The organism is Lentzea sp. NPDC051208, from assembly GCF_040682435.1.
Lineage (GTDB): Bacteria > Actinomycetota > Actinomycetes > Mycobacteriales > Pseudonocardiaceae > Lentzea > Lentzea kristufekii.
This window is the reverse complement of record NZ_JBFBAW010000012.1, coordinates 65,543-90,687: the sequence shown is the minus strand read 5'-3', so window position 1 is coordinate 90,687 and position 25,145 is coordinate 65,543. Positions and strand designations below refer to the sequence as shown.

The following is a 25,145-nucleotide window of genomic DNA, read 5'->3' as shown; positions in this document are numbered from 1 at the left end:
CCCTCAGCGGGCCGAGTCCACCGCCTCCTGCACGGCCACGTCCACCGACTCGTGCAGGCTCAGCACCTCGGCCACGTCGGCCAGCTCGAACAACCGCCGGACCGGCGCCTGAGCGGCGGCGATCCTCAGCTGTCCGCCGGCCTCGGCCAGCCGTCGGTGCCAGTCCAGCACCAGCGCGAGCCCCGTCGAGTCCATGAACGCGAGTCCGGCCAGGTCGAGCACCGCGTGCGCTCCTGTCACGTCCTCGTCGAGCCTCGCGGACAAGACAGGGACGGTGTCGATGTCCAGCTCACCGGCGATGGCGAGCACTCGCCATCCCCGCTGGACCTCGCTGCCGACGTTGAGCTCCATCGTCGCCGTTCCCTTCGCCACGCCCGACTCGTGCGACCCAAATCGTGCAGCACGACGTTCGACCATGCGACCACCGGGGGGCTGAAAGATCCGAACGACGCGCCGGATGTGCGACGATGCGCCTTGTGTTGAACGACCCACTGGCAGAGGTGCGGGTGACCCTGACCGCCGACGGCGGTTCGTGCGCTCACGCACGTCAGGTGGTGCGCGAAGCCGCGGTGTCGTGGGAGCTGTCCGAGGACCTCAGCGACGACGCGCAGCTCGTCGTCACCGAACTGGTGTCCAACGGCATCGATCACGGTGAGGGACCGATCACACTCACCGTGAGCCGGAAGGCGGGCGGCATGCTCGTCGAGGTGCGCGACGAGTCGCCGAAGCTGCCTCAGCTGAGACCGGTCGACCCCAGCAGCCCGCGCGGGCGCGGCATGCAGCTCGTGCAGGCCCTGAGCGTCAGCTGGGGAACGACACCCGAACGTGGCGGGAAAGTGGTCTGGGCTCAACTAGAAGCGTGAAAAAGGGGTATCTCAACCCTTATGACCGCTCTTCCTCCCGACCCTGATCCCGACCTCACTCCTGGGCTGGAGCCCGGAGGCGGGGTGAATCCAGGAGAAACCCCTCCGGACTCCGGATCGACCACCACGGGCCTGTCCCACCACGAGCGGACTCCGCCCAAGGCGACCGCCGGACGCATCGTGATCGCGATCATCGTGCTGTTCGCGGTGCTGGTGGCCGCGATGCTCCTGACCCGCGCTTTCCTGCTCGTGTAGCCGCGGCTCCCGAAGTCTCAGGTTGTGGGCGTCCGCCGATGGCGCGTACGGTCGGTGCGGACGGGAGTCTTCATGAACCAACTTCGCCAGAGAACTACCTACGTCCAGTCCATTCCGATCGTCGCGCTCACCGGCGAGATCGACATGATGTCCTCGGCACCGGTGACGAGCAGGCTCGCCGAACTGCTCGATCGCAAGCCGCCCGCGCTGGTCGTCGACCTGCGGGAAGTGCGCTTCTTCGGCTCCGAGGGCATTCGCGCGCTGGTGGAGACCCAGCACCAGGCGGACGAGCTCGGCGTCAAGTTCGGCGTCGTCAGCGACAGCAGAATCGTGCTGCGGCCGCTGGAGATGACGGCGGTCGACCAGCTGTTGCTGCTGTTCGCCGACGTCGAGGACGCCGTCACCGCCCTACGCGGCTGACGAGTTCCTCGCGCGCGAACGCTCCACCAGGGAGAGCAGCAGGCCTTCCTTGGTGGACCACGGGGAGATGTCCACGACGTCGTGGCCCGAGACCTTCATCAGACCCTCCGCGACCACCGCGCCCGCCAGCGACTGCTGGGCCCGGTGGCGCGAAATTCCCGGCAGAGCCGCGCGTTCACGCACCGAGAGCCTCGCGAGCCGCGGGATCCACTTCTCCAGGTCCTTGAGCCGCAACTGACGCGGCGCGTAGGTGCCGTTGCGCGCGCCGGCGAGGCGGGCCAGCTGTTCGAACACCTTCGAGCACCCCACCGCGTGCGCGCTCTCACCCCAGGGGAACGCGGACGCCAGCCGCTCGGCGACCTCCACGCGCATCTCCGTGACGGTCATCCCGGTGCGCGTCAGAGTCCTTGCCCCCAAAGGCAACGACACCGCACGGTCGGGCTCGGCGCCGGCACCCGCGGCGAGCTCGACGGTGCCACCGCCGACGTCCAGCACGACCATCGGACCCGCGCTCCAGCCGAACCAGTGCCGCGCCGCGGCGTACGAGAGGCGGGCTTCTTCCTTGCCGGACAACACCTTCAGCTCGACGCCGGTGCGTCTGGCCACCTTGCTGATGACCTCGTCGACGTTCGCCGAGTCACGCACGGACGAGGTGGCGAAGGGCAGGAACTGGGTGTCGCCCGCCTTCTTGCGGGCGGCGAGCACGGCGGCGCAGAGGGACTCGACGCCCTCGCGGCTGATGGCCCCGTCCGAATCCAGCTCCCGGTCCAGCCGCAGCCGGACTTTGTGGGACACCAGCGGACGCAACAGGTCTCGTTCCACGACCACCAGGTGCGCGCTGAAGCACCCGACGTCCAGAACTCCGACCGCCATCCGCCACCTTCCTTCTATCAAGTCTTCTTTACCTCATCGGCAGCCATTGTGCGGAACTCAGCCCCCGAACGGGCAATCTCGACCCGATGAGATGCGTTACAGTCACCGAATGTCACTGGCGGAGATACCTTCCCGGCTCGAACACGCCCTCGGCAAGGCGCAGTCCGGCGTGATCGTGCTGGCCGTGGACGGTCTCTCCTCGGACGTGGCCAAACAGTCCTGGCTGTCGGCCTCCGTCTCGACATTGTCCTCCACGGTGCCACCGACGTCCGCGACGGCGTTGCTGACGGCTCTGACCGGTGTCTCCGCCGATGTCCACCGGGTGCCGGGATCGGTGTACCGCAACGGATCCGGGCTCGTGCACGCCGTCAACGGCATGCCCGCGATCCCGGACCTGCCGACCGTGCTCGAACGGCACGGCGCGACCGTGCTGGCCCGCGAGCTCGACCTCCTCGAAGGAACCTGGGCGCAGGCACTGCTTCGAGGGTGCACCCGGATACCCGCGCCCGCCCGGCACAAACTCGTGGCGCAGTCCGAGGACCCGCCGCTGCTCGTCGCCAACGTCGTCGCCGATCTCGACAAGGCGCTCCAGGACGTCCGGTTCCTCTGGACGTACGTCAACATCGACGACCACGTGCACCGCCACGGTTACGACGAGTCGGTGCACGAGGCCATGCTCCGTCTGGACGCGCACGCTTCCCGTTGGGCCGCACAGGGTTGGACCGTCGTGGCGCACTCCGACCACGGCATGGTCCCCGTCGACCCCGATCCGGAGCTCGTCGAGGCCTGGGACGCGATCGTGCGCGAGGAGTGCGAGATCCCCTCCGGCGGCGCGGGCCGCATGCGCTGGCTCTACCCGAAGGCCGATCGCCTGGAGGTCGTTTTCGACCGCGTGGCAACGGCTCTGGGCGACGCGGCGACCGTTCACCACGCCACCGATCTCGGCCTGGCGCAGCCCGAGGCCGGTCCGGTCGTCGCGGTGGCCGCGTCGCCTCGGTTCCCCGTGCCGGATCCTTCGGTGCGGTACGAACACGGCGGCCTGAGCCGCGACGAGATCGACGTCCCCTTCGCCGTCTGGCAGGCCGTACAGTGAGCGCGTGCACGTCGAATTCTCCAACAGCATAAGGGAAATCGATTCTGCCGATTGGGATTCCGTTGTGCACCAGGCAGGTGCGCCGGTGTTCTACCGACACGCGTACGTCAGCGCCTGCGAACAGTCGCCGCTGACGGCCGTCGACGCGTGCGCGTACTTCGTGGCACGGCACGGTGGCAGGCCGGTCGCGGTCATGCCCGCCTACCTCCAGACGGCCGCGAATCCGTTGCGCCGCCTGCACGAGGTCTATCCGGAAGCGGCCGGTGAGACCGCGCTGCTGAGCCACACGTGGCACTGCTACGACGCGCACGTGCCCGCCACCGCCGAGGTGCTGCCCCGGTTGCTGGACCGCATGATCCGCACGGCGTCGATCCTCGGTGCGCGCTGGTGCGGGTTCGTGAACGTGCAGCGCGGCAACGCGCTGTCGCAGGCGCTGCGCGCGGCCGGCCTGCCCGCACGCCACCTGACGGACAGGTGGGCCACCGGCCTCACCACCTACGAGCACTACCTCGCCGGCCTGAGCCTGCGCGCCAGAGCGAACCTGCGCCGCAACGAACGAAGATCGGCCGAGGCCGGCGTCACCGCCGAGACCCTGCCGGTCGACCACGCCTCGCTCGACGAGATCACCCTGCAGTGCGTCAAGACCGCCAGCCGCTTCGAGAACAACGGCTTCCACCCCGGCACCGCCTTCGCCGAGTTCGTGACAGCCCTGGGCGACCTCGCGCGGGTGATCGAGGTGCGCCAGCACGGCAGGCTCGTCGCGGCCGGCGTGTGCCTCGTCGACGCCACCCGCTTCCACACCTGGACCTGCGGCGTCGACTACGCCGTGGACGGCAGCTACAGCCCGTACGGCGCGTTGTTCGCCGAGTCCGTCCGGCTCGCGGTCCGCCTGGGTCTCCCGACCCTCGAAGGCGGCCGGGGCAACGCCGCGTTCATGCGGCGCCACGGCCTGCGCCCGCACCACCTCGACGCCGTTCTCTTCCGCGTCTGAACACCGAATCGTTCACAAGGGTGAACAATTCGTTCTACAACGACGGAATGCAGGAAGTTCATATATCTGATTCATCCATCCCAGCATCCTTTACGCTGTTCAGCGGCACTGGACAAGACGCAGGAATCAATTTTTGACACACCTTTACACGCCTTGATCCGATCTGGCAGGGTGGCGCCGGGCGCAAGACGAAGAAAGGGACTGGACGGTCTCGTGAATCTGTCTCGACGCACCCTTCTGGCGTCCGCAGCGGCCACTCCCCTGCTCACCGGAGCAGGCGTGGCCATCGGTGCGGGAGAAGCCGCGGCTTCACCCGCCACCCTCCGTGCGGCCCTCGATCACGGCAACACCAAGCTGAAGGCGGTCGCACCCGGCATCACCTCGTTCCCGGAGATCACCAGGGCCGAGAGGTGGACCTACGTCGCCGACGGCGGCTGGATCGGCGGCTTCTGGCCGGGCACCCTGTGGCTCGCGCACCTCGACAGCGGCGACGCGCAGTTCCGCGCACTCGCCGAGGCCGCCTGCGACCGGCTGGCACCCCGGCGCCTGGAACCGCGCGACCACGACCTGGGGTTCCTCTTCTACCCCTCCTGGGTCACCGCGTACCGGCTCACCGGCGACACCAAATGGCGTGACGGCGCCATCGACGCCGCGACCACGCTGATCCAGCGCTGGAACGCCACCGGGAAGTTCATCCGCGCGTGGGGCAGGCTCGGCACGCCGGGCAACGCGGGCCGCGTCATCATCGACACGATGATGAACCTGGACCTGCTCGCGTTCGCCACCGAGCAGACCGGCGACCGCAGGTTCCTGGACATCGCGATCGCCCACGCCAGAACCACTCAGACGCACTTCCTGCGCCCGGACGGCTCGACGCCGCACGTGTTCGACTTCGACCCGGACACCGGCGCCGCCATCGGCCCGAACACCGTGCAGGGCTACAGCCCGGCGTCGTGCTGGGCGCGCGGCCAGGCGTGGGGCATCTACGGCTTCACGACCATGTACCGGCGCACGGGCCTGCGCGAGTTCCGCGACACCGCACGCAAGATGTCCGACTACGCGCTGTCGGTGCTCACCCCGGACGGCGTGCCGGTGTGGGATTACCGCTCGCCGCTGGGCGTCAACGACATCAAGGACTCGTCGGCGGGCGCGATCATGGCGTGCGGCCTGCTCGACCTGGCCAAGGCCACCGGCACGACCCGCTACCGCGACCGGGCGCTGAGGATCCTCGACGGCCTGGTCTCCACGTGCCTGACGACCAGGTCGGCGCGTGCCGAGGCGATCCTGGCGCGCGGCACCCGCAACCGCCCCGCAGAGGACGGTGTGGAGGTCTCGCTGCCGTACGGCGACTACTACCTGTACGAGGCGATCCTGCGGGTGCTCAAGCCCGCGCAGATCGCCGAGGCCATCGGCCTGTAGCGCTACTGCTCGATCACCTTCGCCGTCGGCCCGTCGTTCCAGGTGGCTTCCAGCCTGGACAACCGGCCGGCGGCGTTGCGGAAGTTCACCACCAGCGGCCCGCCGGGCTGTTCCACGGACACCGAGTACCCGTCCGCGGGTGTGGCCGACAGCGCCTGCACCCCCTGCGGGCGGTAGCGCACGACCACGTCACCGCCGCGCAGGTGGAACGCGTGGACGTAGGAGCCGTCCGCTTGCCATTCCCCCTGCGGAGATTGAGCCGAGGTGGGACGCGCATCCGTACTACTGGGAGGAGCCGGAACAGATGACGTGGTGACGACAGGAGGCCTGGTGGACGAAGGCGTGACAGGCGGCGGGGTGCCCGCGGAGGCACCGGGTTCGGGCACCGGGACGGTCAGCGAGGTGATGGTCGGCATCGGCAGCACGGCCGAACCCGTCGTGAAGCCCGCGGCGGCGACCGGCGCGGGTTCCATCGCCCACCGGATGCCGAACCACGACAGGCCGACGGCGACCGCGGTCACCACCGCCCAGGCGACCAGGTACCCGACGGACCGTCTCACTGCGGCAATCCTCCCGTAGCGGCTCATGGCATCAGTGCTGCTGGTCGAAGACGACCCGGTGGTGCGGGCGGCGATCACTCGCGCTCTCACCGGCCAGGGCCACATCGTGCACGGTGTCGCGCTCGCGATCGAGGCTTTGCGAGAAGTCACCGCGAACGACTACGACGTCGTGGTGCTCGATCTCGGGCTGCCCGACCTCGACGGCGGTGACGCGCTGCGGATGATCCGGGGCGTCACGAACACCCCGGTGGTCATCGCGACCGCCCGCGACGACGAGGCCGGGATCGTCCGGCTGCTCAACGCGGGCGCGGACGACTACCTGGTCAAACCGTTCTCCAGCGAGCACCTCGAAGCCCGCCTGCAGGCGGTGCTGCGGCGTGCCCGCGACAGCAGGCAGCTCGTGATCGGTGGCCTGGAGATCGACGTGAACCTCCGCAGGGCCACAGTGGACGGCCAGGAGCTCTCCTTGACGCACAAGGAGTTCGAGCTGCTCTCCTACCTCGCGGCACGGCAGGGGGAGGTGGTGCCGCGGGCGGAGATCCTCGCCAGCCTCTGGCCGTCCCACCGCGACGACCAGACGCTCGACGTCCACCTGTCCTGGTTGCGCCGCAAGCTCGGTGAGCGGGCCGCGCAGCCTCGTTATCTGCACACGGTGCGAGGGGTGGGCGTGCGCATGGTCGCCCCGCAATGAGGCGGTCACTGGTGCTGGTCGCTCTCGCGGCGACCAGCATGGTGGCGCTGGCGTTCCTCATCCCGCTGGCGATCGTCGTGCAGAACTCCGCGTACAACCGCGCTCTGAGCGAGGCCGAGAAGCAGGCCGGCGCGATGACGCAGACGTTGCTGATCACCCGCGACCCGCAGGAGATCCGCAAGGTGATCAGGAGCACCCGGTACGGCGGTCAGCAGCGGCTGGCCGTGCACCTCAGCGTCCCGCCCGGCACCTACGGCTACTCGCACATCACCGCGGCGGACCTGCAGGAGGCCCAGAAGCGCGCGACGGCGTCCACGGTCGAGAGGCCGGACGGCGTGGCCTACCTGCAACCGCTGGTCACCAGCGAGAGCGGGATAGCGATCGTCGAGGCGTTCGTGCCGCACGAGCAACTGACCCACGGCGTGATCGGCACCTGGTGGGTGCTGGCAGGCGTCGCGGTCGGCCTGGTCGCCGGTTCGGTGCTCGTGGCCGACCGCCTGGGCGCACGCGCCGTCAAAGCCACCAGGGCGCTGGCCGAAGGGGCGCGCCGGATGGGCCAGGGCGACCTCACGGCGCGTGTCCCGGTGAAGGGGCCGCCGGAGTTCGAAGAGGTCGGCAAGGCCTTCAACGCCATGGCCGAGCGCGTCCGGCACCTGCTCGCCGCCGAACGCGAGGTGGTCGCCGATCTCTCGCACCGGCTCAGAACGCCTCTCACGGCCCTTCTCCTGGACGCGGACACGCTCGGACACGGCCTGGGGGCGGACCGCGTCCGAGAGGCCGTCCAGGGCCTCGAGAGGGAGGTCGACGAGATCATCAAGATCGCCCGCTCCGGCCTGCAGCCCGACGACAGCGGCGCCGACGCGGCGGAGGTGGTGCGTGACCGGCTGGTGTTCTGGTCCGCGCTCGCCGACGACCAGGAACGGCCCTGGACCGTCCGCGGCGCCGACCGGCCCGCTCCCGTGCCGCTCTCGCGCGCCGACCTCGCGGCCGCGCTGGACGCGTTGCTGGGCAACGTCTTCCGCTACACGCCGGAGGGCACGCGGTTCGCCGTGACGCTGGTGCACCAGGCCGATCTGGTGGCGCTGGTGGTCGAGGACGCGGGTCCGGGCATCGCGGACTCCCGGCAGGCGGTGCGGCGCGGTGCCAGCGGCGGCGGTTCCACCGGGCTGGGGCTCGACATCGCCCGCCGTGCCGCGGAGAGCACGGGAGGTTCCCTCCACGTCGACCGTGGTCCGTTGGGCGGTGCACGCGTGCAATTGAGGCTCCGGAGGGTTTAGGCGCCCTCGCGGGGCCGGAAGACGAACACCGCCGGCGGCGCGGACCGTGGGACGGGTCCAGCGCCGCCGGCGGGCACCGGCCGGCTGCGCGGCACCGCTGCCGCACCACCGAGTCCCGAGCAGGAGGGAGGAACCCGATGAGCAGTGCGCGCTTGCCTTCCCACACCGGTGTGACGAGGTGGATCAGCCGGGGCTCTCGGCGCCAGGTGTGGGGACCGGCGTATTCAGTCGGTCTGGGTCGATCGTTTCTGCGATCTGACATGAAGTTAGCCGACCGCTGATCGTCCCCAATCCCCCGTTCAGACGATTAATCCGTCTTAAATATATTTAAGTTCGCCCGGTCGGTCGTCCACGACTTAAGTGAATTCAAGTGGTTCCGCCCGGCAGAATCACGGTCGACGTCGTCACGGTGAACGGTTCCGGCTGTCCCGCCGGAACGGCCGCGGTAGCGGTCTCCGACGACAACACGTCATTCACGGTGACTTACAGCGACTACACCGCGCAGGCCGGTTCCGGTTCGACGCCGACGCAGTTCCGCAAGAACTGCCAGCTGAACCTCCGCGTGCACTACCCGCAGGGCTTCACGTTCGGGATCGCGAAAGCCGACTACCGCGGGTTCGCGCACTTGCCCGGAGGCGCGCGCGGCATGCAGCGCGCCAGCTACTACTTCTCCGGTTCGTCGTCCACGGGAACGAGCACGCACGACATCGCGGCGCCCACTAGTGACAACTGGCAGTTCACCGACACCACCGACGTCGCGGAGATCGTGTTCGCTCCCTGCGGCGCGGTGCGGCACCTGAACGTGAACACCGAAGTGCGCGCTTTCACGAACTCGGCGAACCAGCCGGCGTTCGTGTCCATGGATTCCACGGACGGGAGCATCAAGACCCGCTACCAGTTCGCCTGGAAGCGATGCTGACCCAAAATGATCACGGAGAGGGCCTGGAGCTATACTCACAGTGAGCAACAGGCCCTCTTCTCGTGACCCGCACGTGACTTTTGACGGGTGAGTCAACCGGGCCATTGCTTCCCGCGTATACCCATGTAGATTCCCGCTCACCGTGACGGCCATTGGGGTGACTGTCGCGGACTCGCGCGCCGCACGCGAAACGGAGGCAGCATGCAGGCGAACGCCCAGACAACCGCCCAGGTCGACGACCTGACACTCATCGCGCTGCCCACCGCGGTGAACTGCGCGGATCTGTTCGTGCGTTTCACCCTGGGTGAGTGGCGCCTGCGCAACATGACCGCGGAGTGCTCGGCCGTCGCCTGCGCGCTGGTCGAAGCCGCCATCGAGTCAGCCGATCCGAAGACCTCGCGGCTGATCACGCTGCGACTGCGACTGAGCGGCGACTACCTCGTCGTCGAGCTGGAGGCAGCCAGGTTCATCATGCCGCCCACCTCTCCGGACCTGCGCACCGGCGAGCTGCAGCTCGGCAACGGCACCAAGCTGATCTGGTGCGAGCTGGCCCTGCCGACGGGCGTGAACGCCAACGCGGTGCCGCTGCCCCGGCGCGAGAAGCGCCGCTCCCCCGCAGCCGAGGCGCTGGGCGACGAGCCGGACGTCGATCCCGAGCTCATCCAGCGCATCCTGTTCGGTCTCGGTGGCTCGATGGGCAACGGCCACCAGCGCTAGACCCCGTTCTCACCCAAAGGCGCATCCAGCCGCGGATGCGCCTTTGTCGTGTGCGCGCTCTCACGGGGTGGACGCTTCACCTATCTACTTCGCAACTCAGAAATAACTGCTTCCCGCCAATCCTGGTCGCCTGTTAACCCAGCTCGGTGAAAACAATTCTTGGTGCTCTCGCCCGCAATGTTGGGCTGCTTGGCGGACGGTTCGTCAACAACCTTTCCGATACGGTCTCGTACCACGCCGCCCGAACTGTCCTGCACATTCGGAAAGGTGTCGCAATGATCAGCATGCTGGCCGCAGTCGGCCTGGCGCTGTCCACCATCGTCATTCCCCCGGTCGCCGACCCGCCCCCGACGGGTCAGATCACCATCGACGTCGTCACGGTCAACGGCTCCGGCTGTCGCGCCGGTACGGCCGCCGTCGCCGTCTCCCCCGACAACAAGGCGTTCACGGTCACCTACAGCGACTACCTGGCGCAGGCCGGTCCCGAGTCGCGGCCGACCGACTTCCGCAAGAACTGCCAGCTGAACCTCAAGGTGAACGTCCCCGGCGGATTCACCTTCGGCATCGCGCAGGCCGATTACAGAGGATTCGCACACCTCGAAAGAGGAGCGAAGGGCACGCAGAAGGCGAGCTACTACTTCCAGGGCATGTCGGACAACGACCAGCGGTCCAAGACCTGGAACGGCGCGCTGAGCGACAGCTGGCAGGTCACCCACAAGACCGACGTCGCCTCGATCGTCTACCACCCGTGCGGCGCGAAGCGGAACTTCAACATCAACACCGAGCTGCGGGTGGACAAGGGCACGTCCGACCCGAAGAAGACCAGCTTCATGGCGATGGACTCGACGGACGGCTCGATCGAGACCATCTACCACTTCGCCTGGAAGAAGTGTCCGAAGTAGACAGTCACGTCAGCTGAACCGCGCCCTCGCACGGCAAGGCCGGAGCCCAGGAGGCATGGGCTCCGGCCTTGCCGGTTCTGCTGCCGACGCGATCAGATGTTCTGGTTCGCGAACCCCTTGGTCGCGATCTTCGACAGCATTCCCTGCCACACCGAGCTGCTGGTGTGCGGGTCACCGGTCACGCCCAGCGCCGACTTGAGGCCGTTGAACGCGCTCGTGGTGGCAGGGCCCCAGATGCCGTCGATCGCGAGGCCGGAGCCGCGGAAGTTGTTGCACACGGCCTGGACGAACTTGGTGTCGGACTCGGAGTCCTTGACCGCGCGGACCGGCATGCCACCGAAGTCGGCGTGGATGTGGTCCTCGTGGGAGGCGTTGTACCAGCCGTCGAGCACGTAGCGGAAGCGGCGGCGGCACACGGCCTCCGTCGCGAGGTAGCGCTTGCGGATCGAGGCGGTGCCCGACGCGTGGTGCCTGTCGAGCGGCGAGATGGTGTTGCCGCCGGACCACCGGACGTGGTCGAGGTCCATCGCGGTGCCGGCGCCGTGCTGGCCCGCCTTGTCGACGTAGAAGCCCGCCGAGACGATGTAGCTGATCGAGCCGTAGCTCGACGAGAGCGAGCGCAGGTCGCGGATCCAGGCGACGAGCGCGTTGTAGAACGCGTCGGTGGCCTGCCAGTTGCGCGCGGTCGTGTTGCCGCGGTTGGAACGCCAGTAGTAGACGGGAGTGCCGTCGATCTTCTGGAACGTCATCATCGCCAGCGTGCCGACCTCGGCGGCCTCGATCTCCGCGGGCGTGTGCTGGTCGTCGGGCATGGGCGCGGCACTGGCCAGCCCCGGTGCGATGGTGGACAGGCCGGCGAGACCGGCGACCGCCGCCGCGCCCGTGACGAAGCCGCGTCTGGTGACGTTGTTCTCGAACACCCCAGTACTCCCTCTGCGTCCAAGCCGGCGGCGGCAGGAGGAAGAGCCTGTCTCACCTACCGGCTCGACGGAGTCTAGGGATCACTTCCGAACGGCGGAATCGCGTCTGACCTGCGTTTTTCCTTTGCCTTTACCGCAGGAGCGGCGCATGCCGGGCCCGCTCGCCCGGTCCGGTCCGGCCATTGTCGTCCAGGTCAGCGGACGGGCCCGAGCACGCGGATCAGGTTCTTCTCGGTGTCGTTGCCCAGCTTCTCCAGCGCGAGCTTCGCCACGGGTGCCCCGAACTTCGCGAGCCCGTTGAACTCGACGTGCGCGCGGTAGGCGATCCGGGCCGTGCCCGGCGTGTCCCCCGGCGTGATCGAGATGTCGTCGGTCGAGGTCGCGGTGTCGTTGCGCCCCACGAACTGCAGGCCGCCCGGGTCGTCACGGGTCAGCTCGTAGACGAGCTCGGTCTTGCGGCCGAGGAACGACGACACGTTGCGCCAGCGAGAGCCCACCTCGACCGGGCCGTCGTCCAGGCGCGTGCACGACACGGTGCCGGGGTCCCACTGCTCGGCGCGGGAGAAGTCGCGCAGGTATTCGACGACGCCCTCGGGCGTGGACGCGACGGTGAATTCGCGCTCGACGTCCACGCCGGACACGTTCGGCGAGTTGAACACCTGCGGCGCGAGGTTCAGCCGGTACTGGTCGACCAGTTCGGCCTGGCTCTCCGCGCGGCGTGCCAGCCGCTCCAGCCGGGTGTCGTCGAAGCTGTTCAGCTTCCGCAGCGTCCGCCACAGCGCGACCTTGCCCTCGATGCTGACGCGCAGCGTCTCCAGTTCGAGCACGTCGCTGAGCGGTGAACGGCCGAGCACCCTGCCGTTGAGCTTGAGCCTGCCCGCCTTCTCGACGAGCCAGCCGATCGCCTCCTTGTGCGGGCGCGACTCGACACCGGCCTGACGCATGAAGTCGAGCAGTTCCTTGCGGTCGGCCTCGACGTCGTCCGCGAGAACCCTCAGTTCGGGGTGCGTCTTGCTGATGCGACGGGCGAGCTCGGTGCCGGCCATCGCCCCGGTCAGGTGGTCGTTGAGGTAGATGCTCAGCAGCTCCGTGTTCACGCTTTCCGGTTACCCGCTGCCAAACCTTCCCGGCGCTCGATCGCCCGCACCGGCTCCAGGATGATCGGCTGTGCGCGACGACCGGTCAGCAGGTTCCACCCCCACTGCGCGAGCACCGCGACCCGGTTGCGCCAGCCGACCAGGAACGCGATGTGCACGACCAACCACGCCGCCTTGCCGATCAGGCCCTTGAGCCGCAGCTTCTTGATGTCCGCGACGGCGTCACCGGGCGAGATCGTGGCCATCGTGCCGAGGTCGAGGTACTTGAACGGCTTCGCCCTGCGGCCGTTCAGCCGTGCCTTGATCACGCGGGCGACGTGGTGGCCCTCCTGGAGCGCGGGCTCGGCGATGCCGGGCAGGTCGTTCAGGTTCACCATGTCGCCGATGGCGAAGACGTCGTCGGTGACCGAGCAGTCGACGGGGTTCACCAGGATCCTGCCCTTGCGGTCGACCTCGGCACCGGTCGCCTCGGCGAGCTCGCGCGCCAGCGGCGAGGCCTGCACACCGGCCGCCCAGATGATCGTGCGCGCCTCGACCCGGTCGCCGTCCTTGGTCGTCAGGCCTTCCGCGTCGATGGACTCGACCATCGCGTTCGTCATCACCGTGACGCCGAGCCGTTCCAGCTTCACCCGCGCGTGCTCGCGCAGTGGCGCGGAGAACGGCGGCAGCACGTGCGGCACGGCGTCCATCAACGTGATGCGGATGTCGCGCGGGTCGATCTCCCGGAACTGTCCCTTCAACGCACGGCGTGCCAGGTCGGCGAGCTGCCCCGCGAGCTCGACGCCGGTCGGCCCCGCCCCCACGACCGCGAACGACAGCCACTGCTTCGGGTCCTCGGCGCCCACCGCGGTCTCGAACGCCCGCAGCAGCTTCGAGCGCAGGCCGACGGCCTGTTCGAGGGTCTTCATCGGCGGCGCTGTCTCGGCCCACTCGTCGTGGCCGAAGTAGCTGTCACGGGAGCCGGCCGCGACGACCAGGGTGTCGTACTCGACCTGCGTCGACCTCCCGTCCGGCAGGTCGACGTGCACCCGCTTGGCGGCGGTGTCGAAGCCGGTCACCTCGCCCAGCAGGACGTGCGCGTTGCGTTGCTTGCGCAGGATCGCCCGGAACGCCGGCGCGATGTCGCCCGCGGGCAGCAACGCCGTCGCCACCTGGTACAGCAGCGGCTGGAACAGGTGGTGGTTCGTGCGGTCGATCAGCGTGACCTCGGCGTCCGCGCGCTTCAGGCCGCGCACCACGCCCAGTCCGCCGAGCCCACCTCCGACAACGACAACCCTGTGCTTGCTCATGGGAGTCGCATACCCACTGAGGCCAGGAGGTAACAGCGCCCTCGCATACCCGACCGGAACGCGGGTATCCGCCCGCCATGACCACCACCGCTGACCAGTCGCTCTGGCTTGCCGCCCTCCCAGCGAAGTCACGTCCGCCGCTGACCGGACAGCACACCTTCGACGTGGCCGTGGTCGGCGGCGGCATCACCGGCCTGACCACCGCGTTGCTGCTCAAGCGCCGCGGCCTGCGCGTCGTCGTGCTCGAGGCCGGGCGCGTGGCCTCGGGCGTGTCCGGCAACAACACCGCCAAGGTCACCGCGCTGCAGTCCACTGTGTACTCGCAGATCCGGCAGACCCACGGCCTGGCCGCCGCCACCGACTACGCCGCCGCGTCCGTGGCCGCCGTGGCCCAGGTCGCCGACCTGGCGAAGGGGATCGACTGCGACCTGCGCCGCTCCCCCGCCGTCACCTACGCCTACACCGAGTCCGAGGTGCGCGACGTCGACAACGAGCTGATCGCGGCTCGGCAGGCCGGTCTGCCGGTGCGCGACGCCAAGAACGTCGACCTGCCGTTCGAGGTGCACGCGGCGGTGTGGCTCGACGACCAGATCGCCCTGCACCCGGTGAAGTACCTCCAGGGCCTGGCCGACGTGATCGACGGCGACGGCAGCCGGGTGTGCGAGCACAGCAGGGTCGTCGACGTGAGCGGGCACCGCGTGTCGACCGACGACGGTCAGGTCACCGCGGACAAGATCGTGATCGCGACGCACTACCCGACGCTGGACCGGGGCCTGTACTTCGCCCGCCTCGAACTCACCCGCGCCTACTGCATCGCGGCCCGCGTCAACGCACCGACGCAAGCGCTCGCCATCAGCACGGGCAGCCCGTCGTGGTCGATCTCGGCGCACCAGGACAAGCTGATCATCGCCGGTCAGAGCCACCAGACGGGCAAGCCCGCGGTGGAGCCGTTCCGCCGGCTGGAGGACTTCGCGCGCAGGCACTGGCAGGTCGAGGAGATCACCCACCGCTGGTCGGCGCAGGACCCCACGGCCTACGACCACCTGCCGATGATCGGCAGCTACACGCCGGGCAACAGCACGCTGTTCACCGCCACCGGGTACATGAAGTGGGGCCTGACCAGCGGCACGTTCGCCGCGACGCTGCTCGCGGACCTGGTGACGGGCAAGCCGAACGACCTGGCCGAGCGGTTCAGCCCGCACCGGCTGTCGCTGAAGTCGTTGCCGACGCTGGTGAAGAAGAACGCCGAGGTCGCGGTGGAGATGGTCGGCGACCGGATCATGCCCGCCGACGCCACCTCCAGCGAGAACCTGCCGCGCGGCCAGGCCCACGTCATCCGCGACGGCCTGGGCAAGACCGGCGTCTACCGCGACGAGGACGGTGAGCTGCACGGCGTGTCGATGCGCTGCACGCACCTCGGCTGCTTCGTCCGGTTCAACGCCGCCGAACGCAGCTGGGACTGCCCGTGCCACGGTTCGCGGTTCGACGTCGACGGCGCGGTGCTGGAGGGACCGGCGACCCAGCCCCTCCCCCGCAAGGAACCGCGCTAGCGGGCCCCGCGTGGTTGATGAGGGGAGCTTTCATCAACCTTCAGGCCTTCGCGACGAGAGTCAGCACGTCGTACTTCGCGACCGACTCGCCCTTCTGGTTCGTCACGTCGGCGTCCCAGCGGACCTCGCCGTACTCCTGGTCCTCGCGCGGCGTGATCTGCTTGACCGTCAGGGTCACCGTGAGCTGGTCGCCGGGGAACGTCGGCGTGACGAACCGCAGGTTCTCCAGCCCGTAGTTCGCCAGCACCGGTCCGGGCTCGGGCGAGACGAAGAGGCCCGCCGCGAACGAGACCACCAGGTAGCCGTGGGCGACCCGGCCGCCGAAGAACGGGTTCGCGGCGGCGGCCTCCTCGTCCATGTGCGCGTAGAACGTGTCGCCGGTGAACGTCGCGAAGTGCTCGATGTCCTCCAGCGTCACCTCACGCGGACCGGCGACGACCGTGTCGCCCAGGCGCAGCTCCGCCAGTGTCTTGCGGAACGGGTGCACCGCGTCCTCGCGGCGAGGCGCTCCCGTCACCCAACGGTTCGTGATGGCGCCCAACGCGCGCGGGCTGCCCTGCACGGCCGTGCGCTGCATGTGGTGCAGGACGCCGCGCATGCCGCCCATCTCCTCACCGCCACCTGCCCGGCCGGGGCCGCCGTGCACGAGCATCGGCAGCGGTGAGCCGTGCCCGGTCGACTCGCCGGCGTCCTCGCGGTCGAGCACCAGCAACCGGCCGTGCCACGGTGCCGTGCCGATCACGACCTCGCGCACGAAGTCCGTGTCGGCCGAGACGATGGACCCCACCAGCGAACCCGCACCGCGCGCGGCCAGCGCCACGGCGTCGTCCACGGAGGTGTAGGGCATCAGCGTCGACACCGGCCCGAACGCCTCGACCTCGTGCGGCTGCACGGCGTCGGCGGCGGCGCGCAGCAGCATCGGCGACATGAACGCGCCCCGTTCGGCGTCCGCGTCCACAAGGGACAGGGCGCCGTCGCCGTAGACGACCGAGGCGTTCTCCCGCAACGCCTTCAGCGACCGGCGGACCTCCTCGCGCTGCTCCAGCCCGGCCAGCGCGCCCATCTTCACCGACTTGTCGGCGGGGTTGCCGATGACCACCTCGGCCAGCTTCGCCGCCGTCGCCTCGGCCACGGCGTCCATCAGCCGCTCGGGCACCAGCGCGCGCCGGATCGCCGTGCACTTCTGGCCCGCCTTGGTCGTCATCTCGGTCACCAGCTGGCCGACGAACAGGTCGAACTCGGGCGTGCCGGGGACGGCGTCCGGGCCGAGGATCGAGCAGTTCAGCGAGTCGGCCTCGGCGTTGAACCGCACCGACGACCGGATCACGGCCTGGTGCGTGCGCAGGTGCTGGGCGGTGGACGCGGACCCGGTGAACCCGACCAGGTCCTGCGGGGTCAGGTGGTCGAGCAGGTCGCCCGCCGAACCGCAGACCAGCTGCAACGACCCCTCGGGCAGCAGACCGGAGGCGAGCATCAGCTCGACCAGCTTCTCGGTCACGTACGCCGTCTGGGACGCGGGCTTGATCAGCGACGGCACCCCGGCGATGAACGCGGGCGCGAACTTCTCCAGCGGCCCCCACATGGGGAAGTTGTAGGCGTTGATCTGCACCGCGACCCCGTGCAGGGGCGTGCAGATGTGCTGGCCGACGAACGTGCCGCCCCGCCCGAGCGGCTCGACGGGCCCGTCGACGTAGACCTTGTCGTTGGGCAGCTCGCGCTTGGCCTTGGACGCGTACCCGAGCAGCACGCCGAAGCCGCCGTCGACGTCGATCCACGAGTCGGACCTCGTCGCGCCGCTGCGGGCGGACAGCGCGTACAGCTCGGCCTTGTGCTCCTTGAGGTAGAGCCCGAGGGCCTTCAGCAGCTGCGCGCGCTGGTGGAACGTGAGCTCGCGCAACGCGGGCCCGCCGACCTCTCGCCCGTACCGCAGCGCCGCCCCCATGTCGACACCCGCCGACGAGATCCGGGCGATCTCCTCGCCCGTCACGGCGTCGTGCAACGGCGCGCCCTCCACGGAAGGCGTGTGCCATCCACCCGACACGTAGCTGCGCAGCAAGCTCATCGAGCCAACCCTTCTCACGAGGGGCCGATGGATCCTCATCGACCCGTCCACCCGGCAACGTATCAGCCGCCGGGTGGCGTCGCGGGAGGTGAAGGCTCTGCTCGACGAGCTCGGCGAACTGCTCGTCCGGAAGGACCCGCGCTGTCCGTTCTCCTGACGCAGCGCCTCAGCGCGTTCCGAAGTTCTGCGTCCAGTAGTGGCCGTACTTGGTGTTCTGCCGGTACTGGTGGCCGACACCGATGTCACGCAGGGCGCAGTTGAGGATGTTGGCGCGGTGGCCGGAGCTGTTCATCCACCCGCGGACGACGTCGGCGGGCGTCTGCGCCCCGGCGGCGACGTTCTCGGCGGCCCTGGTCCAGCGGGTGTAGCCCGCCCGTTCGATCCGGGTGACCATGGTGCTGCCGTCCGAGCCCGTGTGACTCATGAAGTCGTGCGTGGCCATGTCGACCGAGTGACGCTGTGCCGCGGTGTTCAGCGCCGCGTTCGACCTCAGCGCCGGGCATCCCACCTTGGCTCGTTCGGCGTTCGTGAGGGCGATGACGTCCTCCTGCACGGTGGCCGCCGTGGCGTGAGAGGTGAGGGTGGCCGCCAGTGCCAGGGTCGCGGCGGCGAGCAGGGAAGTGCGCAACGCGAACATGGTTGATCTCCTGTGCGGAAGGGGAGCCGGGACCCCGGCTCCCCTTGGTGTGGACGGCGTCAGACGATTTCCCAGTTCACGGAGATGATGCCGAGCGACGTGTCGGCCAGCCGGGCGAACGCGGGCTGGCTGAGGTCGATCTTGTTGCTCGCGCAGCTGGGGCACTTGTCCTTGATGGGCACGGTGATGGTGCGGCCGTTGTGCGTGACCCGGATGGACTTGCGGCACAGCGGGTCGTTGTTCGGGTTGGGCGTGGTCCACAGCGCGGCGGGTGCCGCGACCAGCAGCTCGGTCGCGGCGTTGATCCTGGTGCCGCACGCGCCGTAGCCGGCGTCGTTGTAGTAGCTGGCGGTGCCGCTGACGGCGGAGGCGGTGCCGGAGAAGGCGAAGGACAAGACCGCGGCCGACGCGAGGGCGCCTAGCACCTTGGACTTCATGGTTTTCCTTTCAGGGGTGGAAATCGTTTCAGGCCACGGAGTTGAACGTGACCCTGAAACCGCTGCAGTTCGCGCACTGGTAGACGGTCTGGTTGCCGGGCTCGGTGTCCTGCTTGGACCACGCATAAGCCTTGGGGCAACGGGACTTGATGGTGAAGCTGTAGTCGGTCTGGGCGTCGCGGTTGGGGTTGACGCAGTTGATGCGCTGACCGCTGGCGCCGTACTTGACGTACGCGGGGTTGCAGTAGGGCAACAGGTTCTCGGGGCACCCGGCGGTGCCGCACGAGGTGGAACCCGGTGGTACGGACGCGTTCACCGGTGTGATGGTCACCGGCACGGAGAAGGCGTTGACGTAGCTGACGTTGTACCAGGGGGCGAGCCGGTCGCGGGTGTCGAAGTTGAACTCGGCGAGGCTGGCCGGCTGTTCACCGGTGACGCACCGGGCGGCCTGGACACCGCAGTCCCCCACCGCGCAGCGGAAGTCCGCGCCGGAGGTCCCGGTGCAGCCCTGCCGGGCGAAGAAAGTGCCGCGCCAGTGGCCCGGTGAGGCGGTCTCGGGGATCGTGATGGTCGCGGACTGGCCGTGGCGCAGCGTGGGCAGGTTCGTCAGCGCCTTGGAGCCGTCCGCGTTGACGGTGCTGCCGATCCAGATCGTCTGACCGGTGTTGTTGACCAGGGTGACCGTGTGGTCGATCGCCGCGTTCGCGGTCGGCACGCCGGCGACGGCGAAGGCGAGTGCGAACAAGGCCGCGAGTAGTCGTGTGAGCATCTGCGGGCTCCCTCCCTCAGGGCTCCACGATCACCCGCGGGGGCCACCCGGAGCACCACGGTCGGTCCGCAAAGTTCCCTCGTGGAGCCAGGCCCACCTGGTGGCCCGCAACTCCCGGCGGCCCGACAGCCCGAGCTTGCGGTAGACCCTGGTCAGGTGCAGCTCGACGGTCCGCGTCGCCATCGCGAGCCGGGACGCGATCTCCTTGTTGTTCAGGCCGGCGCACACGAAGCGGGCGACCTCGGCTTCGACGGGCGTCAGTTCCGGTGCCGCCACACCTCGCACGGCTTCGTCGACCCGCCGCAGCAGAACGGTGTCGCCGACGTTCAGTGCCGTGGCACGGGCGCGCGTGTAGATCTCACGCGCTGCCGCCTGTTTGCCGTGCAAGATGAGGCGATCGCCGTAGTCGCACAACACTTCCGCCAGCTCCATCCGGGCGTGTGCCATGTCCAGCAACCGGATCGCACGTTCGTAGACCACCAGGTCCTCGCCGTCGGGAGGACTCGCCGCGGCGACCGCCGACAGGCTCCAGCCGAGCGCTCTGGGCTCACCCCAGCGCGCCGCGGCGGTGTGCTCCTCCACCGCCAGGCGCAGGGCTTCCCCGGTGTCGCCGCACGCCAGCGCGGCGCGTGCGGCCAGAGAACGCCACGGCAGCACAGCGGGGTTGCCGACACCGGCCTCCCGGCCGCACGCGAGACAGCGGTCCAGGGCGTCCCGCGGGCGGCCCTGCGCCATCGCCACCACCGCCTCGGCCGCGCGGCGCAGCGGACCACCGGCGTCGTGGCCGAGCAGCGCGGCTTCGGCTTCCTCGATCTCCCCGCGGGCCACGAGCAGCTCCACCGTCGAGAACAGCACGACCGGGCGGATCTCGTCCGCGATGCCGTCGCGCCGCAGCAGAGCGAGCAGCGACGAGCACCTCGCGAGGTCACCGGTGCGGCGCGCGACGCAGGCCTGGGCGAGCACCACGTGCTCCGCCAGTGCCTGGTCGCCGGGTCTCTCTTCGAGCAGGGCGAGGCCGTGCGCGTCGGCGGCGACGAGCTCACCCGCGCAGACCAGCGTGCCCAGCGCACGCGACACGCACCGCGCGTTCGCCCGGCAGGCAGGGGATTCCAGCGCCTGCTCGGCCGCCTGGACGGCGCCGGTCCAGTCCTCCCCCGCCGCCAGCAGATCCGCCGCGACGGCCGCCCCGCACTCGTGGCCCGCGTTCACGCCGTCGGGACGAACGCCCGGCGCAGCCCCGGCCTGCCCGCCACGCCCATCTTGCGGTAGACGCGGGTGAGGTGGAACTCGACGGTGCGCAACGTCAGGCCCAGCTCGGCGGCGATCTCGCGGTTCGACCTCCCCGCCCTGGCCAGCAGGGCGATCCTGCGTTCCTGCGCGCTCAACGCGGACTCGCCGTCGTTGCGCAACAGCCGCGACGTCAACGCGTCGGCCGCTCGCGTCCACTGTGGACAAGATCGCAGGTGCCGCGCGTGCTTGCGGGCGCGCTCGACCTCTCCGCGCGCCAGCAGGAGCTGCACCAGGTCGTGCCGCGCGCGAAAAGCCTCGGAGGTCCGTCCCAGGTAGGTGATCGCTTCTTCGAGCGAGACGTCGTCACCGCCGCGCGCCAGCGCCGACGCGTGCAGCGCGAGTCCGATGGCCCGTGGCGCGCCCCAGCGTCTCGCCGCGACCAGGTCCTTGTCGGCGCAGATCCGCGCGAGCACGAGATCTCCCTGGTCCACGGCGGCCAGTGCGGCCCACGACCGCCACGGCAGCACCGCGGGGTTCACGACACCCGACGCGGCGAGGAGCCGCCCGCATTCGAGGAACTCGTCCAGCGCCGCGGCGCTCTGGCCCTCCGCCAGCAGGAGCCGGCCGCGGGCGAAGTGCAGTTCGGCGCTGTCCTGGGCACGTTCCGCCTCCAGCACGGCGCGGGCCCTGCCGAATTCCCCGGTCTCGGTGAGCGCGAGGACCAGCCACGCGACCGCGACGACGCGAAGCCGTGGGCGGACGTCCCGGCTGAGCAGCCGGACCGCCGCGCGAGGATCGCCGCGCAGCAGCATGATCCGGCCGCCGAGCAGGTCGTGGACGTCGCGGCTGACGCCGGCGGCGGCGATCCAGTGCCGTTGGGCCAGGTCGAGTTCGTCGGCGTGGGTCAGGACCAGCACCGCCTGCCAGAACGTGTCGTCGTCCACCGGCTCCGCCGCCAGCGCCTGCCGGGCGGCGGCGACCGCCTCCGTCCGGCCGATGAGGACACCCGGCTCGTTCCACCGTCCGTTGCGGACCGATTCGAATCGGAGCGGGTCGTTGTTCGTCATTCGACGGCTTCCTTCCCTGCCCGGATCACACCCGATCAGTCGGCCAATTGATACGCGGTGCGCCTTTCCCCGACCATTGTCCCCGCCGGGAACACCGATTTGATCAATGCGTCTGAGCAGCAGGAACACGCCATGGCCGACTCCTTCGCGCACCGTCTCGATTGGACGTCCACCTGGTCTGGACCATACCGCCGATCACATCTCGGCTGAACCGGAAATTCTTCTTTCTTCTTCACTTGGCAAATCGGATCAACAGGAGTATTCAGCGGCCCCACCGCGTCTCCGACTACCACAAGCAAGGCATGTCGGGGAATTACCGGCCGAACGCGGCGATCACCCGGTCCCAGCTGATAATTCGTATTACAGCCTTGTTTCGCCACATCGTCACCCCCTACCGTCCGAAACCTCGGAGTCCTCGACGCAAAGGAGCGTTCCCATGGCACCGAACCGCCGACAACTGCTGCTCGGGACCGCGGGCGCGGCCCTGCTGGCGACGAGCGCGGGGGCAGCGCCCCAGGCCGTCGCCGCACCCGCGGGGTTCCCCGACTACCGGTACCGCAGGCTCGCCCTGGTCAAGAGCAAGCTCCGTTACAACCCCACCGGCGAACTGATCTTCCCCACCATCCGCGGCACGAGGGACCGGATCTCCGGCGCGCTCGCCGCGTACTACCTCTACTACGCACCGCACGACGCCCCTGGCGGCATCTGCCTGGCGTACGCGAACACGCTGGACGAGGAGTTCACCGAGTACGCCGGCAACCCGATCATCACGCGGAGCTGGCCCGGCGAGTACACCGTCTCGCACGTGTCGTCGCCGCACGCGATGTGGAACGACGACGTCAAGCGCATGTACCTGTACTTCCACGGCGAGAACACCGTGACGCGGCTGGCCAGCTCCGCCGACGGCATCCACTTCTCCTACGAGAAAGAGGTCCTGTCCACGCGCCTGTTGCCCGCGGGGACCACGGAGACCTCCTACGCCAGGGTGTTCCGGCACGACCTGCCCTCGCGCAACGCCCGGTACGTGATGGTGTTCATGCTCAACAACACCACGAACCGGCGGGACATCGGCTGGGGCTGGTCGGCGAACGCCCGCGACTGGACGTTCTCGCAGACGCCACTGATCCGGCACCAGGACGTGGGCGCGGTCAACGTCGGCGGCCCGCACCTGTTGTTCCGCAACAACAGCGTCTACGTCGTGTACAACACCGACATCGGCAGTGGCGGCAACATCCTGATCACCGAGGTGGGCCTCGACTTCAGCAAGCGCAACCACCTCGGCGTCTTCCACGACTCGTTGTCCGGCGCACCGGACAACGGCAGGTCGGCCGCGCCCTCCTTCGGCACGTACCAGGGCCGGGAGTACATGATCTACGAGGCCGGGGACCGGTTGTCGGGCAACATCGCCATCGCGCAGGCGATCTGACGGTCACCGGTTCTGGGCGAACAGCGCGGCGCAGTGGTCGGCGAACGCTTGCGCGCGACGCGTGAGCGGGCCGCCGGCCGCCCAGCCGAGCACCACGGGTGTCGTGGGCACGTCGTCGCGCAACGCCACCGCGACCACCTCCAGCCCTTCGTAGGACGTGGTCAGCGCGGGCTGCTGGACGGTGATCGAGTAGCCGATGCCCCGGGCCACCAGGGAGCGCGCCAGTTCGAAGCTGCGCGCCCGGTGCGTCACGACCATCTCGGCGCCGGCCGCCGTGAACACCGAACGGAAGTAGCGCTCGCTCGGCGGGACGTCCAGCAGCACGAACGGATCGTCCGCGAGTTCACGCAGAGCCACCGCACGCCGCCGGCGCAGGCGATGCCCGGCGGGCAGCAGCACCTTGGGCGCCTGGTCGTACAACGTCCGGGTCGCGATGCCGGGCACCAGGTCCTGGTCGTAGAGGAACGCGATCTCGCACCGCCCGGTGATCAGGTCCTCGCCGATCTCCGGCAGGCTCCCCTCCAGGAACCGCACGGACACCTCCGGGTGCGCGCGTTCGAACGTCGCGATCGCCGCGGGCAGGTGGAACGGCGCGATGGGCGCGTAGCAGCCGACCGTCAGCACACCGCTGACCTGCCGGCTCAGGCCGCGCGCCTCGGCACCGAGGTCGCCCATCGCCCCGATCACGCGGCGGGCGTCCGCGAGCACCCGCACGCCCGCCGCCGTCAGCGCCGCTCCCCTGCGCGGTGAGCGGACGACCAGCCGCAGGTCCAGCACCCGTTCCAGTTCGCTCAACGCCAGGGAGATCGCGCCCTGCGACACGTGACACCGCGCGGCGGCCGCCGTCAGCGAGCCCGTCTCGGCCACCGCGATCAGGTATTCGAGCTGCCGCAGCGTCACGTTGGGCAGGTTCATGAGCTGAGCTTATAACTGACCGGAGAAACGTGAACTGGTCAAAAGAGTTCGGCACGGGCATCGTCCGAACGGTGACCCGACCGCACACCCACCCGTTCCTCCCGTTCACCCCGCCCCGGCTGCCGATCGGGGAAGGACTCGACCGCGGCAGGGCCTTCCACCGGCTGCTCGACGCGCGCCGGTCCGTGCGCTGGTTCTCCCCCGATCCCGTGCCGGCCGAGGCGATCGAGCTCGCGGTCCTGGCCGCGAACACCGCCCCGAGCGGCGCGCACCAGCAGCCGTGGCGGTTCGTCGCCACCCGGAACCCGGACCTCAAGCGCCGCATCCGTGCGGCGGCCGAAGAAGAGGAACGCCGCTTCTACCACGAGCGCGAGCTGCCGGAATGGCATGCGGCGCTGGCACATCTGGAGACCGACGCGAACAAGGAGTTCCTGGAGGTCGCACCGTGGCTGGTGGTTGCGTTCGCCCAGAAGCAGCAGGACGGCAAGAAGACCTACTACACCAACGAAAGCGTCGGCATCGCCTGCGGCTTCTTCATCGCGGCGCTGCACTCGATGGGCCTGGCGACGCTGACGCACACGCCGAACCCCATGACGTTCCTGGCCGACCTCCTCGGGCGGGAAGGCGAACGTCCGTACATCCTCTTCCCGATCGGCTACCCGGCGGACGACTGCGAAGTGCCGGACCTGCGCCGCAAACCGCTCGGAGACGCACTGACGTTCGCCGGCGGGCTTGCCTGATCGTCCCACCACCGTGGACCATCGGG

At 69.4% G+C, this 25,145-nt stretch carries 27 protein-coding genes; 14 read left to right on the top strand and 13 right to left on the bottom strand.

Translation table 11 applies throughout. The annotated features are described in order from the left end of the window. Window positions 1-3: 3 nt before the first annotated feature. The gene (locus AB0M48_RS27835) at window positions 4-372 is read right to left on the bottom strand and encodes an STAS domain-containing protein (protein WP_363847322.1); all 369 of its coding nucleotides are present in this window, start codon (window positions 370-372) and stop codon (window positions 4-6) included. Window positions 373-476: 104 nt separating this feature from the next. On the opposite strand from AB0M48_RS27835, the gene AB0M48_RS27830 reads away from it, so the two are divergent. The 3 genes from AB0M48_RS27830 to AB0M48_RS27820 all read left to right on the top strand — a co-directional run bounded on the left by AB0M48_RS27830 (window position 477) and on the right by AB0M48_RS27820 (window position 1,538). After that, complete coding sequence (locus AB0M48_RS27830; protein WP_363847320.1) at window positions 477-863, top strand: ATP-binding protein; 387 nt, start codon at window positions 477-479, stop codon at window positions 861-863. Window positions 864-884: 21 nt separating this feature from the next. Then, window positions 885-1,118, top strand: coding sequence for a DUF6480 family protein (locus AB0M48_RS27825; protein WP_319987818.1), 234 nt, complete (start codon window positions 885-887; stop codon window positions 1,116-1,118). 72 nt (window positions 1,119-1,190) lie between these two features. After that, window positions 1,191-1,538 carry an STAS domain-containing protein gene (locus tag AB0M48_RS27820; RefSeq protein ID WP_266037552.1) on the top strand — a complete coding sequence of 116 codons (348 nt, stop codon included), beginning with the start codon at window positions 1,191-1,193 and terminating at the stop codon, window positions 1,536-1,538. On the opposite strand, the gene AB0M48_RS27815 is transcribed toward AB0M48_RS27820, so the two are convergent. Continuing rightward, window positions 1,527-2,411 carry an exopolyphosphatase gene (locus AB0M48_RS27815; RefSeq protein ID WP_363847318.1) on the bottom strand — a complete coding sequence of 295 codons (885 nt, stop codon included), beginning with the start codon at window positions 2,409-2,411 and terminating at the stop codon, window positions 1,527-1,529. The genes AB0M48_RS27820 and AB0M48_RS27815 overlap by 12 nt on opposite strands. 109 nt (window positions 2,412-2,520) lie before the next feature. Between AB0M48_RS27815 and AB0M48_RS27810 the strand changes: the two genes are divergently transcribed. The 3 genes from AB0M48_RS27810 to AB0M48_RS27800 all read left to right on the top strand — a co-directional run bounded on the left by AB0M48_RS27810 (window position 2,521) and on the right by AB0M48_RS27800 (window position 5,914). Continuing rightward, window positions 2,521-3,504 carry a hypothetical protein gene (locus AB0M48_RS27810; protein WP_363847316.1) on the top strand — a complete coding sequence of 328 codons (984 nt, stop codon included), beginning with the start codon at window positions 2,521-2,523 and terminating at the stop codon, window positions 3,502-3,504. 85 nt (window positions 3,505-3,589) lie between these two features. Beyond that, complete coding sequence (locus AB0M48_RS27805) at window positions 3,590-4,495, top strand: GNAT family N-acetyltransferase (protein WP_363847314.1); 906 nt, start codon at window positions 3,590-3,592, stop codon at window positions 4,493-4,495. A gap of 213 nt (window positions 4,496-4,708) precedes the next feature. Next, complete coding sequence (locus AB0M48_RS27800; protein WP_363847312.1) at window positions 4,709-5,914, top strand: glycoside hydrolase family 88 protein; 1,206 nt, start codon at window positions 4,709-4,711, stop codon at window positions 5,912-5,914. 2 nt (window positions 5,915-5,916) lie between these two features. Here AB0M48_RS27800 and AB0M48_RS27795 read toward each other — a convergent pair whose 3' ends face one another. After that, window positions 5,917-6,474, bottom strand: a complete 558-nt coding sequence (locus tag AB0M48_RS27795) for a hypothetical protein (protein WP_363847310.1) — start codon at window positions 6,472-6,474, stop codon at window positions 5,917-5,919. Between the two features lie 25 nt (window positions 6,475-6,499). Between AB0M48_RS27795 and AB0M48_RS27790 the strand changes: the two genes are divergently transcribed. The 5 genes from AB0M48_RS27790 to AB0M48_RS27770 all read left to right on the top strand — a co-directional run bounded on the left by AB0M48_RS27790 (window position 6,500) and on the right by AB0M48_RS27770 (window position 10,980). Continuing rightward, window positions 6,500-7,165, top strand: a complete 666-nt coding sequence (locus AB0M48_RS27790) for a response regulator transcription factor (protein ID WP_030478935.1) — start codon at window positions 6,500-6,502, stop codon at window positions 7,163-7,165. Then, window positions 7,162-8,442 carry a HAMP domain-containing sensor histidine kinase gene (locus AB0M48_RS27785; protein ID WP_363847308.1) on the top strand — a complete coding sequence of 427 codons (1,281 nt, stop codon included), beginning with the start codon at window positions 7,162-7,164 and terminating at the stop codon, window positions 8,440-8,442. The genes AB0M48_RS27790 and AB0M48_RS27785 overlap by 4 nt, the downstream gene beginning before the upstream one ends. Before the next feature lie 370 nt (window positions 8,443-8,812). After that, a complete protein-coding gene (locus tag AB0M48_RS27780) occupies window positions 8,813-9,361 on the top strand; it encodes a DUF4360 domain-containing protein (RefSeq protein ID WP_363847306.1) in 549 nt (182 codons plus the stop codon). Window positions 9,362-9,562: 201 nt separating this feature from the next. After that, a complete protein-coding gene (locus tag AB0M48_RS27775; RefSeq protein WP_319987827.1) occupies window positions 9,563-10,078 on the top strand; it encodes an ATP-binding protein in 516 nt (171 codons plus the stop codon). A gap of 275 nt (window positions 10,079-10,353) precedes the next feature. Then, window positions 10,354-10,980 carry a DUF4360 domain-containing protein gene (locus AB0M48_RS27770; RefSeq protein WP_363847303.1) on the top strand — a complete coding sequence of 209 codons (627 nt, stop codon included), beginning with the start codon at window positions 10,354-10,356 and terminating at the stop codon, window positions 10,978-10,980. A gap of 92 nt (window positions 10,981-11,072) precedes the next feature. Here AB0M48_RS27770 and AB0M48_RS27765 read toward each other — a convergent pair whose 3' ends face one another. From AB0M48_RS27765 to AB0M48_RS27755, 3 genes are all read right to left on the bottom strand, one after another. Continuing rightward, window positions 11,073-11,900: an extensin family protein gene (locus AB0M48_RS27765; RefSeq protein WP_363847301.1), complete on the bottom strand. Its 828-nt coding sequence runs from the start codon at window positions 11,898-11,900 to the stop codon at window positions 11,073-11,075. Window positions 11,901-12,094: 194 nt separating this feature from the next. Beyond that, window positions 12,095-12,997, bottom strand: coding sequence for an SRPBCC family protein (locus tag AB0M48_RS27760; protein ID WP_363847299.1), 903 nt, complete (start codon window positions 12,995-12,997; stop codon window positions 12,095-12,097). Beyond that, window positions 12,994-14,286: an NAD(P)/FAD-dependent oxidoreductase gene (locus AB0M48_RS27755; protein WP_363847297.1), complete on the bottom strand. Its 1,293-nt coding sequence runs from the start codon at window positions 14,284-14,286 to the stop codon at window positions 12,994-12,996. Before AB0M48_RS27755 ends, AB0M48_RS27760 begins: the two co-directional genes overlap by 4 nt. A gap of 77 nt (window positions 14,287-14,363) precedes the next feature. On the opposite strand from AB0M48_RS27755, the gene AB0M48_RS27750 reads away from it, so the two are divergent. Continuing rightward, window positions 14,364-15,836, top strand: a complete 1,473-nt coding sequence (locus AB0M48_RS27750) for an FAD-dependent oxidoreductase (protein ID WP_363847295.1) — start codon at window positions 14,364-14,366, stop codon at window positions 15,834-15,836. 40 nt (window positions 15,837-15,876) lie between these two features. Here AB0M48_RS27750 and paaZ read toward each other — a convergent pair whose 3' ends face one another. The 6 genes from paaZ to AB0M48_RS27720 all read right to left on the bottom strand — a co-directional run bounded on the left by paaZ (window position 15,877) and on the right by AB0M48_RS27720 (window position 22,038). Continuing rightward, window positions 15,877-17,898, bottom strand: coding sequence for a phenylacetic acid degradation bifunctional protein PaaZ (paaZ, locus tag AB0M48_RS27745; protein ID WP_363847294.1), 2,022 nt, complete (start codon window positions 17,896-17,898; stop codon window positions 15,877-15,879). A gap of 166 nt (window positions 17,899-18,064) precedes the next feature. Then, a complete protein-coding gene (locus tag AB0M48_RS27740) occupies window positions 18,065-18,535 on the bottom strand; it encodes a CAP domain-containing protein (protein WP_363847292.1) in 471 nt (156 codons plus the stop codon). Between the two features lie 59 nt (window positions 18,536-18,594). Further along, window positions 18,595-18,972 carry a cysteine/serine endopeptidase inhibitor gene (locus AB0M48_RS27735; RefSeq protein ID WP_363847290.1) on the bottom strand — a complete coding sequence of 126 codons (378 nt, stop codon included), beginning with the start codon at window positions 18,970-18,972 and terminating at the stop codon, window positions 18,595-18,597. Window positions 18,973-19,000: 28 nt separating this feature from the next. Beyond that, window positions 19,001-19,741, bottom strand: coding sequence for a thaumatin family protein (locus AB0M48_RS27730; protein WP_363847288.1), 741 nt, complete (start codon window positions 19,739-19,741; stop codon window positions 19,001-19,003). 30 nt (window positions 19,742-19,771) lie between these two features. Next, a complete protein-coding gene (locus AB0M48_RS27725; protein WP_363847285.1) occupies window positions 19,772-20,950 on the bottom strand; it encodes a helix-turn-helix transcriptional regulator in 1,179 nt (392 codons plus the stop codon). Beyond that, entirely contained in the window at window positions 20,947-22,038 is a 1,092-nt protein-coding gene (locus AB0M48_RS27720) for a helix-turn-helix transcriptional regulator (RefSeq protein ID WP_363847283.1), read from the bottom strand. The genes AB0M48_RS27725 and AB0M48_RS27720 overlap by 4 nt, the downstream gene beginning before the upstream one ends. Before the next feature lie 436 nt (window positions 22,039-22,474). Here AB0M48_RS27720 and AB0M48_RS27715 point away from each other — a divergent pair, with 436 nt between their 5' ends. Further along, window positions 22,475-23,464, top strand: a complete 990-nt coding sequence (locus tag AB0M48_RS27715) for a hypothetical protein (RefSeq protein WP_363847281.1) — start codon at window positions 22,475-22,477, stop codon at window positions 23,462-23,464. Window positions 23,465-23,467: 3 nt separating this feature from the next. On the opposite strand, the gene AB0M48_RS27710 is transcribed toward AB0M48_RS27715, so the two are convergent. Then, complete coding sequence (locus AB0M48_RS27710) at window positions 23,468-24,379, bottom strand: LysR family transcriptional regulator (protein ID WP_363847279.1); 912 nt, start codon at window positions 24,377-24,379, stop codon at window positions 23,468-23,470. Between the two features lie 71 nt (window positions 24,380-24,450). Here AB0M48_RS27710 and AB0M48_RS27705 point away from each other — a divergent pair, with 71 nt between their 5' ends. Continuing rightward, a complete protein-coding gene (locus AB0M48_RS27705; RefSeq protein WP_363847277.1) occupies window positions 24,451-25,119 on the top strand; it encodes a nitroreductase family protein in 669 nt (222 codons plus the stop codon). Window positions 25,120-25,145 lie beyond the last annotated feature (26 nt).

Coding starts and splice junctions, on each gene's coding strand:
- AB0M48_RS27755 (WP_363847297.1), bottom strand. CDS start 14,286: ATGAGCAAGCACAGGGTTGTCGTTGTCGGAGGTGGGCTCGGCGGACTG.
- AB0M48_RS27785 (WP_363847308.1), top strand. CDS start 7,162: ATGAGGCGGTCACTGGTGCTGGTCGCTCTCGCGGCGACCAGCATGGTG.
- AB0M48_RS27720 (WP_363847283.1), bottom strand. CDS start 22,038: ATGACGAACAACGACCCGCTCCGATTCGAATCGGTCCGCAACGGACGG.
- AB0M48_RS27770 (WP_363847303.1), top strand. CDS start 10,354: ATGATCAGCATGCTGGCCGCAGTCGGCCTGGCGCTGTCCACCATCGTC.
- AB0M48_RS27735 (WP_363847290.1), bottom strand. CDS start 18,972: ATGAAGTCCAAGGTGCTAGGCGCCCTCGCGTCGGCCGCGGTCTTGTCC.
- AB0M48_RS27790 (WP_030478935.1), top strand. CDS start 6,500: ATGGCATCAGTGCTGCTGGTCGAAGACGACCCGGTGGTGCGGGCGGCG.
- AB0M48_RS27750 (WP_363847295.1), top strand. CDS start 14,364: ATGACCACCACCGCTGACCAGTCGCTCTGGCTTGCCGCCCTCCCAGCG.
- AB0M48_RS27730 (WP_363847288.1), bottom strand. CDS start 19,741: ATGCTCACACGACTACTCGCGGCCTTGTTCGCACTCGCCTTCGCCGTC.
- AB0M48_RS27710 (WP_363847279.1), bottom strand. CDS start 24,379: ATGAACCTGCCCAACGTGACGCTGCGGCAGCTCGAATACCTGATCGCG.
- AB0M48_RS27775 (WP_319987827.1), top strand. CDS start 9,563: ATGCAGGCGAACGCCCAGACAACCGCCCAGGTCGACGACCTGACACTC.
- AB0M48_RS27815 (WP_363847318.1), bottom strand. CDS start 2,411: ATGGCGGTCGGAGTTCTGGACGTCGGGTGCTTCAGCGCGCACCTGGTG.
- AB0M48_RS27740 (WP_363847292.1), bottom strand. CDS start 18,535: ATGTTCGCGTTGCGCACTTCCCTGCTCGCCGCCGCGACCCTGGCACTG.
- paaZ (WP_363847294.1), bottom strand. CDS start 17,898: ATGAGCTTGCTGCGCAGCTACGTGTCGGGTGGATGGCACACGCCTTCC.
- AB0M48_RS27820 (WP_266037552.1), top strand. CDS start 1,191: ATGAACCAACTTCGCCAGAGAACTACCTACGTCCAGTCCATTCCGATC.
- AB0M48_RS27810 (WP_363847316.1), top strand. CDS start 2,521: ATGTCACTGGCGGAGATACCTTCCCGGCTCGAACACGCCCTCGGCAAG.
- AB0M48_RS27825 (WP_319987818.1), top strand. CDS start 885: ATGACCGCTCTTCCTCCCGACCCTGATCCCGACCTCACTCCTGGGCTG.
- AB0M48_RS27715 (WP_363847281.1), top strand. CDS start 22,475: ATGGCACCGAACCGCCGACAACTGCTGCTCGGGACCGCGGGCGCGGCC.